Consider the following 8,668-nt stretch of genomic DNA (forward strand, 5'->3'; position numbering starts at 1 on the left):
TCGCGGAGAATATCTGGAACAACCTCAAAGTCACTCTTGTTTAAATTCCAGTTTTTTTTCGCCGGCAGGCATCCCGGAAATCTTTTTCGTCAGCAGCGATGAACTTAAGATTTAGCGTAATGCTCTGCCTGGTATTGTTCACAAGAGGCGCGTTCCTGTGGGCGCAACCGGGTACCATTCAGGACAAAGTAAGTCAACAACTTGACCGGGCTGCCGAGCTGACTTCGTCGCAACCGGAACAAGCGCTGGCGGCTGCGCTAGCGGCTTTGAAGGGTGCACAAACCCATCATCTGACGTTTTCGGAAGGAAAAGCTTACCAGTTACTGGCCCGTATTTACGCCGAGCGAAGCGAATACACGAAGGCGCTGGAAGCCAGCAAGTCGGGCGTCGCCCTATTTGACCGTTTAGGCGAAGCGAAGGAGACTTGCAGAATGTATATCGGCATGGGTATCATTAACCGGTATCTCAAACTTTACCCCGCCGCCATTGAATCCAATTTGCAGGCGGAAAGTATTGCTAAAAAACAAGCATTTACCCTTCAACTGGCTGCCATTTACGGAAATCTGGGTAATATTTACTTTGATCGGCAGGACTACAACCACGCATTGGAATATCACCGAAAATCTCTTCAGATTCACGAATCCCTGGGCGACGAACAGGGCATGGGGAATACGTTTCATAACCTGGGCATGATTTATCGTATGCAAAAACAATACGATAAGGCCCTCGATTACTATAACCGGTCGTTGGCCATCGATAGCCGGAAAAATAATCTGGGCAATGTTGCCATTTCTTATACTGACCTCGCACGGCTTTATATTGCGAAGAATGATTTTCGGGAAGCGTTGGTATACGCTGAGAAATCGTTTGGCATTGCCCGGAAAATTGACGCCAAGGCGCTCGAACAGGCCGCCTTGTCGCTCCTGCCGCTCATTCATGCCGCATTGGGAAACCAGGACCTGGCGCTCCGGCATCACCAGGACTATATCAGCCTTTCCGACAGCCTGCAATCGGCGAAGCTCTCGAAGCAAATCGCGGACATGCAAGCCCGGTACCAGACCGAGCAAAAAAACCGAGAACTTCGGTTACAAAGCCTTCGGCTGCAAGCCCAGCAGGCGTCACTCAGCCAACAGCGTATGTTGATCACCGTGCTCATCGCCTTTGTGCTGCTGGCCGCGCTGATCGGATACCTCCTGTTTAACCGCTACAAGCTCCGGCAATACAACTTGAAGCTTTCGCTGGAAAATCAGCAGTACCAACTTTCACAAAAACTGCAACTTCGGAATGAGGAGACTGAGCTACTGCTGACCGAAACAGCCCATATCAAGCAGCTGGACCGGGTCAAGTCCCAATTTTTTGCCAATATCTCCCATGAATTCCGTACGCCGCTGCAACTGATCCTGGCACCGCTTCAAAAACAGGGAAGCATTACCGGTGAAGAAGCGCACATGATGGAACGCAATGCGAACCGGCTGCTTCGATTGGTCAACCAGCTGCTTGACCTCGCCAAGGCTGAGATGGGTATGCTTAAACTGAATTACCAATGGGATAACCTAATCGGTTTCCTTCGCCAGACCGCACTCTATTTTGAGCCGATGGCCAAGGCAAAAAAACTCCTGTATCAAATTGATTTACCGGCCAGCGAGCCGTTGGTTGCTTACGACGCCGATAAACTTGAAAAAATTGTCTATAATTTATTGTCGAATGCCATCAAGTTCACACCCTCCGGTGGCCGGGTTATCCTCCGGGTAGAACTCCGAGTGGAACATCGGGTGGAAGCAGACCGTCCAGGCGGCCTCTGGATTACCGTGAGCGATTCGGGTGTAGGTATGCCCGAATCGTTGCAAAGCAGGATTTTCGATCGGTTTTACCAGATCGATTCTTCCGAAACGCGGGCTTTTGAAGGCAGCGGCCTGGGCCTGGCGCTGACCAAGGAGCTCGTAGACCTCCATCATGGCTCGATCCGGGTAAATAGTCTGCCTGAATCGGGCAGCACATTCGAGGTGTGGTTACCGTTGAAAACCGACGCGCCGTCGTTTGATAATGATTTACATAGAGTGGTTTCGACCATAGGCACCGGCCAATCGGCTGACAAAGCGGTTGCTAGGCCCAACTTCCTGACAAAACAGGAGAGCGCCGAACTTACGCAGGAAGACCGGCCGACGCTATTGCTGGTAGAAGACCACCCGGAATTAAATCATTATCTCAGGCAGCAACTTTCCGACCGGTTCCAGGTGGTGCATGCGATGCAGGGCGACGAAGGATTGGTGGTAGCGCGCAGTTTAATACCCGACTTGATTGTCTCCGATATCATGATGCCGGTAATGGACGGGTTTTCGTTAACCCGATGCCTCAAAGAAGACGACCTGACCAGCCATATTCCGGTGATCCTGCTGACGGCCAAAGATGACATCGATTCCCGGATGGAAGGCTTTGAACTTGGCGCTGAACAATATCTGGCAAAGCCTTTCGTCCTGGACGAACTGGTGGCCCGTATCAACAGTCTCCTTGCGCAACGTCATCTTTTACGAAAGAAATACAGCCGGGAAGTGGTACTGCAACCGACCGGCACGCCCGTACGCGACCGGGAGGGTGAATTTCTGGAAAAAGTGATACGTATCATCGATGAGCACATATCACAGGAGGACTTTAACGTGGAAATGCTCCAACAGGAAATGGGTATGAGCCGAATGCAGCTGCACCGAAAATTGAAAGCCCTTACCGATCAGTCTGCGTCCGATTTTATCCGCTACATTCGTTTGCAACGGGCCGCCGACCTGTTACAGAAATCCGGCAGCCCGGTGGCCGAGGTTGCCTACAAGTCCGGGTTCAATCACCTCTCCTATTTCTCCAAATGCTTTAAAGAGCAATTTGGAATGCTGCCTTCCGAATATGCCAGGCAAAAGCATACCGATAACTCAGAATATCGATATTAATTCAATGATTTTCAGTTGATTAACTTGATGTTATATCAGTGCTAATTTTTGGGAAATGCGTGCTAAAAGGGTTGGCGGGGTCAATGCTAGTTTTGCTGTCACAAGGTATTCGCCGAATCACCTTTAAGCAGTAGGCATCCTCACCATTACTTTTTAACAGAAATGAAAACAGTAAGCGTGGCAGCGTTTTTTATCCTGCTCTCTCTCATCAATCCGAATCTGCTCTTCGCCCAATGGCTTACGGTCGGAGGCAATCAGTACGTATTACCCTCTGTAAAAGTCGGGATTGGGACATCCAGCCCGCAGCGAAGTCTGGATGTGCTAAACACCGTGGACACCTACATCCGGGTGGGTTCGCTGGGTGGCAATCAGCTGGATGCACAGACTGCCGGAATAGAACTCCGCAGGAGCTTGTTCAACGGCACTTCTACCATCTGGTCCATCAACAATGAATCGACCTTCCGGATCCGAAACAATGGAAAAGCATTGTTCTCCATGAGTCCTGGGGGTATCCGGCTAGGCAATGCCGTCAACGACCCTCTCGAGGTTACAATTCATGGACAGAATGTTGTTCAAAACGGCGGTATACTGGATGGCGGCGCGCTGACGCTGACCTCCGTGGTGGGTAGCAACACGCATAGCCTGCACATGGACGGTAATCAGCTGGAAAGTTCCGACCCACTTTACCTGAACAATACATCGGATAAAGATATTCTGCTCGCCAATGGCGGAGGGCGTGTCAAAGTAGGCACGACCGACAATGAGGCCCGGCTAAGCATAGCATCCGAGGGCGACATGCAGCTGAAACTGATCAATCCGGGCAGTGGCGGTGCCGCGTGGCGGATTGGGGTCGGCAACTCGAATTGGTCGGCCGGAGCAGGGAAGCTGGTTTTCTCCAAAACCGCGAGTTCTTCCGACGCGGCCATGGTCATTACCCAGGCGGGTAATGTAGGCATCGGCCTCACAACACCCTCAAAAACTTTACAGGTTAACGGTACTACGTCGACGAAAGTACTGGAAATCACCGGCGGAGCCGACCTGGCCGAACAATTTGACATCGAAGCGGGCGAAACGCTGCTTCCGGGTACGGTGGTCAGCATTGATCCCGCGAAACCAGGGCAACTGCGGGAGGCCCGGGGAGCTTACGACAAAACCGTCGCCGGCATCATCAGCGGCGCCGGTGAGGTGCAGCCGGGTATGCTGATGGGCCAGGCAGGCACGCTCGCGAGCGGACAGTATCCGGTCGCGCTCACCGGAAGGGTTTATTGCCGCGTCGACGCCACCTCCGGGGCCGTTCGTCCCGGCGACCTTCTCACAACTTCCACCACAGCCGGCCATGCGATGAAGGCGACCGACGGCCAGCTGGCGCAGGGAGCTATTATCGGCAAGGCGATGACGGGCCTGGAAACGGGCCGCGGGCTGGTGCTGGTGTTGGTTAGTCTTCAATAGGTGCATTATTCTGTAAAAACTATGAAACTAGTCAATCTCCTATTTTTGGGTCTGGTCAGCCTGTCCTGCGGGGCGGCAATGGCCCAGACGATGGTACCGCAATCATTCCGCTACCATGCGGATACGACAGGCGACAGGCAACCAAGGTTCCTGACGCAGGTAACCTGGGCAAATACCTCATTTCTGCGATTGTATTTCAAAGGTACTCAATTGGGTAACAGCAGTTTTCTGGTACTGGAAGGCACCGATGGCGCCCGACAGGAAATTCGCAGCGAGGATCTCGAAAACTGGCGTTACAGCTCAGCTTACTTCAACGGACAATCGGTGAATGTCTCGCTTGTCGCGGCACCCGGCGACCGGAATACGGTCAATATCAGCTCCATAAAGATTAGCAGCAGCCCGGCCCGCGTGGGCGGAGACCCTATTCGGCCATTGCAAACTTTTCAGGAACAGCACCACGCTTCAACCGCAAGAACCTCGAAATCCGCCAGTGATTATCCATACGCTGACGCGGTAGGCAGGTTTACCAATGGAAGCGAATCGCACGGCACGGGCTGGATTGCACCGAACGGGGCCATCGTGACTTCGGCGGCGATTTACAGCGGTCATATTGTGGACCAATCATACGACGTCATTGAGTTTAATGTACCGGCTTCGAACGGCGCGACCGTGAATCACCCCGCTCCTCAGGACCAGTATCCGGTATCGACCGCCAATAGCGATGCAATTCTATTTTCATCCGTGGTACCCTACAAGTACCTGCAAAAACAGACGACCATTATGGCTGGTTATGCGATCATCTCCCCGTTGCCGAACAGCACCGGATTCAGGCCCGGAGAGCGTCAGCGGGAATATTTCCGCATCGCACGCAATCCTAACTCTTCCATTATCGAATCGATGGGCGATGTGCCGGTTGAATTGCTTCACTACGGCGTATTCCCCGGCCTGGCGGGAAGCGACGGGTTTAAGACCCTTCATGTAACGCAAACCTCCCTATTGAAACAGGACGATTACCTCTCGGTTTGGGCTGATGCCTATCGCGATGATTTCGCGCTCCACAATGGAATTGGCGTTGTCCATGCGAGCGGACCGGCGTATGGGAGTGATGGTGGAGCACCTGTTACCTACCAGGCATCGAATGTGGCCATCGGAGTACATTCGCACGATGGTGTTGATGGTATGGCGCCAGTGGCGATGGGTTTCCGGGACGACGACTTCCGAAATCAACTCGCCCACTTCTATTCCGCCAATTCGATTTACGTAGACCCGGATGGATTGTATAACCCTGCCAGCGGTGCCATAGACAAACCCTACCTGACGATACAGCAAGCGGCGCAGCACGCGCCTGCCGGTGCACAGGTATACGTAGCCCGAAACACGTACACGGGACCGGTAACGATTGACCGGGCTATGACACTGAGGGCGCCCGTCGGCGAGGTTACTATCGGGGTATCGAATGCGGCCGGTCGCCGGGGAGCAGAAACCGACCTCGCGAGCCGGGTGGCGATGGCCGAAGCGATTGCATCCCTTCCAAGACCGGAAAGTGCGGAAAAAGCAGGAAAGCTCCGGGCTTACCCCAATCCATTTAAAGATCAGACCGAAATTGCGTACCAGCTTCCGGAAAACATTTCCGCATCCATCAGTATCTATACCAATAGCGGTACACGCGTCGCAGGCTTTTCAACCGACAATGCCACGCCCGGCGAGCATAAGCACCTCTGGAATGGTACCGATTACCAGGGGAAAACGGTCCCACCGGGCTTGTACATGGTAACGATAACTTATGGAAATCAAACCTTTACAACGAAAGTATTGAAACAATAAGCCCGTCCAGGCTGCCGGCTTCCGTACTGAATCACTAAAATATTTATAGCATGAAAAAGATATTTAAAAACTTAATGGCCGCCCCTATGCTGGGACTCGCTTTCATGAGCGCGGTACTTGGTGGCGCAAAAATGCCCGCGGAACAACCAGATAAGGTAAAAGTCGCAGTGATAGAATTCACACCCGGCTCAGACGCGTCGATAATGACCTACGAAGCCAAACGGCAACTCCAGGCCAGCATCGCATTTGAACTTTACAAAAGCAAAAGGTTTGATGTCGTAGATGTAAGGCACACCAGGGATGCCTCGCAGGCCGATTTGGCGGCGGTGAATGGCGAGTCGACAGCAGCTGCGGTGCGCGTCGGAAAGCAACTCCGTGTCAGTTATGTACTTACCGGGACCGTCGTCGAATACAACCCGCAAGGTTCTGCGACGCTGGCAACACGGCTGGTAGAAGTATCGACTGGAAAAGTCAAACACACCGAGACCATTTCGCAGCAAAGCATTTCCAAGGTCACCACCGGGGGAGCCGCAGAAATGGCGGCGAAGGTGCTTAAACCTCTTATTCAAAAACTAACCGATTCACTCGCGGCATTGGCATTTTGATTAGCTATGTAAACTGGTGCGCCCCGCGAATGTCATCGTAACGACATTTGCGGGGCGCGCTAGTTACATAACTTGTCACTTGTTCATCCCGAATGTATAGGCTATCGTGATGTTAGCCAGCAGACCCTTTGTAGCCGGAAAACCCTGTGGCGCGGCTTTATAGGTCTCCAGTTTGTCGGTGATTTTATTAAAGTAGGTGAAAGAATTGTCATCCAGCGAACTCGACACATTGGGCCAGTATCTTACACTGGGCATGATCAGGATGCCAGCAAGGACATTTTTCTGGTGTTCAAATGGATAATAACGGTAGTAAGCGCCTGCACCCAATGTCACCGTGTGATAGGATTTCAATGGTTGCGGACCGGCCGCGTCACCATTGTAATTAACTTCGTAAAAGTGGATTTTTGGCTCGAAACGGATATCGAATCGGGGCGTGATGCGGTATCCGACACCGAATCCCAGCGTATGGGTAAGCTTTTCCTGCAATTGCTGGCGCTGTGCCACCAGCGAGGCCGCGTTGCCTTTGAAATGCAGGTTGAACCCGTGGGAATAGTCGAAAACGAAACGTTTGGTAGTATACTCCGCCTGGACATTGAAACCACCGAGCAGGATCTGACTGACGCCCCCACCCAGTGTGAAGCGGTTGGAATAGGGGAAGGAAGCGGGAGCGGTATGCTCCTGCCCAAAAGTCCGGATGCAAAAACTGAATACAATTACTGCAGTAAAGAAGGCAATCTTCTGATTTTTCATGGCTAATAGCAAAAATAAGTTGTTTAATAGGCGACAATGTATTGTTAAATGGGCAGGGGCGATTACACGAGCTCCTCCATTCGGTCGCCATGTTCGAACATGGCTTCCTCCAAGAAGCTTTCCTGATCGCCGATCGTAAACATCGAGAGAAAAAAGATGAGCAAATCTTCGGCGGGGCGAAGCTGGTCAGATACTGAGATTGATTCCTGAGCGCTTGGGCTTTGCGTTATCATGGCTGGTTACTGTCTGATTTTGTTTGACTTACATGACAAAATTAATCAGCACAGCCCGGGTGGCAACAAGGTCTTGAGTAGATCTGAAATTTGGTTTGTGATTGGCAATCTGGGTTAGCAGTTGGTATTTGTCAGCCAAAGGTTACAGGTACCGACAACCCGATCAGGGTATCATTATTGAATGAGTTGCCACAACTTTGTATGTACATGCAGGAGATTTCCTTGCCCACGGAGTTAATTGTGCGGGAGTCCACGCGGAGGAAGGGTATTGGGAAAGATTGAGGCTTAACCGTGATAACATCGGCCGGTACCTGCCTAAAACGCAAAAAAGCCTCCTTTATGGGGAGGCTTTTTGTGTTTAATAATTGTGGCGACTACCTACTTTACCAGGTTTGAACCAAGTATCATCGGCGGTCCGGGGCTTAACTTCTCTGTTCGGGATGGGAAGAGGTGAACACCCGGCCAATAGTCACCAACAAGCTCTTTTGTTGGTCTGTTGTGGTATTGCAAGGAGGTGAAGCGAATCGTCGCACCGTCCCGGCCAATAGTCACCAACAAGCTCTTTGAGTTATCAATGATTGAATGATTGAATTTTGAATGATTGAATAATACTTTATTCGGTCATTCGGTCATTGTCACATTCGGTCGTTGACTTTCATGTCATATTGGAAGTAGAAGAGATGAAGGATAAAGAATGATTGTGCAAGCTGTTGGGTAATTAGTACTGCTCAGCTGAGTGTATTTCGACACGTATACCTGCAGCCTATCAACGTCGTAGTCTACAACGACCCTTATGTGGAAGATTCATCTTCGGGCTAGTTTCGCACTTAGATGCTTTCAGCGCTTATCTATTCCCCACATAGCTACCCGG

General features: G+C 51.5%; 6 protein-coding genes and 2 rRNA genes. 4 read left to right on the top strand and 4 right to left on the bottom strand.

Annotation, left to right across the window (positions count from 1 at the left end; all coding sequences use genetic code 11):
- Positions 1-98 precede the first annotated feature (98 nt).
- From BMW93_RS22225 to BMW93_RS22240, 4 genes are all read left to right on the top strand, one after another.
- Entirely contained in the window at positions 99-2,936 is a 2,838-nt protein-coding gene (locus BMW93_RS22225; protein WP_090381458.1) for a tetratricopeptide repeat protein, read from the top strand.
- Positions 2,937-3,098: 162 nt separating this feature from the next.
- A complete protein-coding gene (locus BMW93_RS22230) occupies positions 3,099-4,385 on the top strand; it encodes a hypothetical protein (RefSeq protein WP_090381461.1) in 1,287 nt (428 codons plus the stop codon).
- Positions 4,386-4,406: 21 nt separating this feature from the next.
- Positions 4,407-6,209: a T9SS type A sorting domain-containing protein gene (locus tag BMW93_RS22235; protein ID WP_090381463.1), complete on the top strand. Its 1,803-nt coding sequence runs from the start codon at positions 4,407-4,409 to the stop codon at positions 6,207-6,209.
- A 50-nt stretch (positions 6,210-6,259) separates the two neighbouring features.
- On the top strand, positions 6,260-6,814 hold the full coding sequence (locus tag BMW93_RS22240) for a hypothetical protein (protein ID WP_143061704.1): 555 nt from the start codon (positions 6,260-6,262) through the stop codon (positions 6,812-6,814).
- 75 nt (positions 6,815-6,889) lie between these two features.
- Here BMW93_RS22240 and BMW93_RS22245 read toward each other — a convergent pair whose 3' ends face one another.
- The 4 genes from BMW93_RS22245 to BMW93_RS22255 all read right to left on the bottom strand — a co-directional run.
- Entirely contained in the window at positions 6,890-7,564 is a 675-nt protein-coding gene (locus BMW93_RS22245) for a hypothetical protein (protein ID WP_090381468.1), read from the bottom strand.
- A gap of 62 nt (positions 7,565-7,626) precedes the next feature.
- On the bottom strand, positions 7,627-7,797 hold the full coding sequence (locus tag BMW93_RS35535; RefSeq protein ID WP_177194169.1) for a hypothetical protein: 171 nt from the start codon (positions 7,795-7,797) through the stop codon (positions 7,627-7,629).
- 365 nt (positions 7,798-8,162) lie between these two features.
- Positions 8,163-8,274 (bottom strand): 5S ribosomal RNA (gene rrf / locus BMW93_RS22250).
- A gap of 220 nt (positions 8,275-8,494) precedes the next feature.
- Positions 8,495-8,668 (bottom strand): 23S ribosomal RNA (locus BMW93_RS22255); the annotation flags it as partial.

The organism is Dyadobacter sp. SG02, assembly GCF_900109045.1.
Taxonomy (GTDB): domain Bacteria; phylum Bacteroidota; class Bacteroidia; order Cytophagales; family Spirosomataceae; genus Dyadobacter.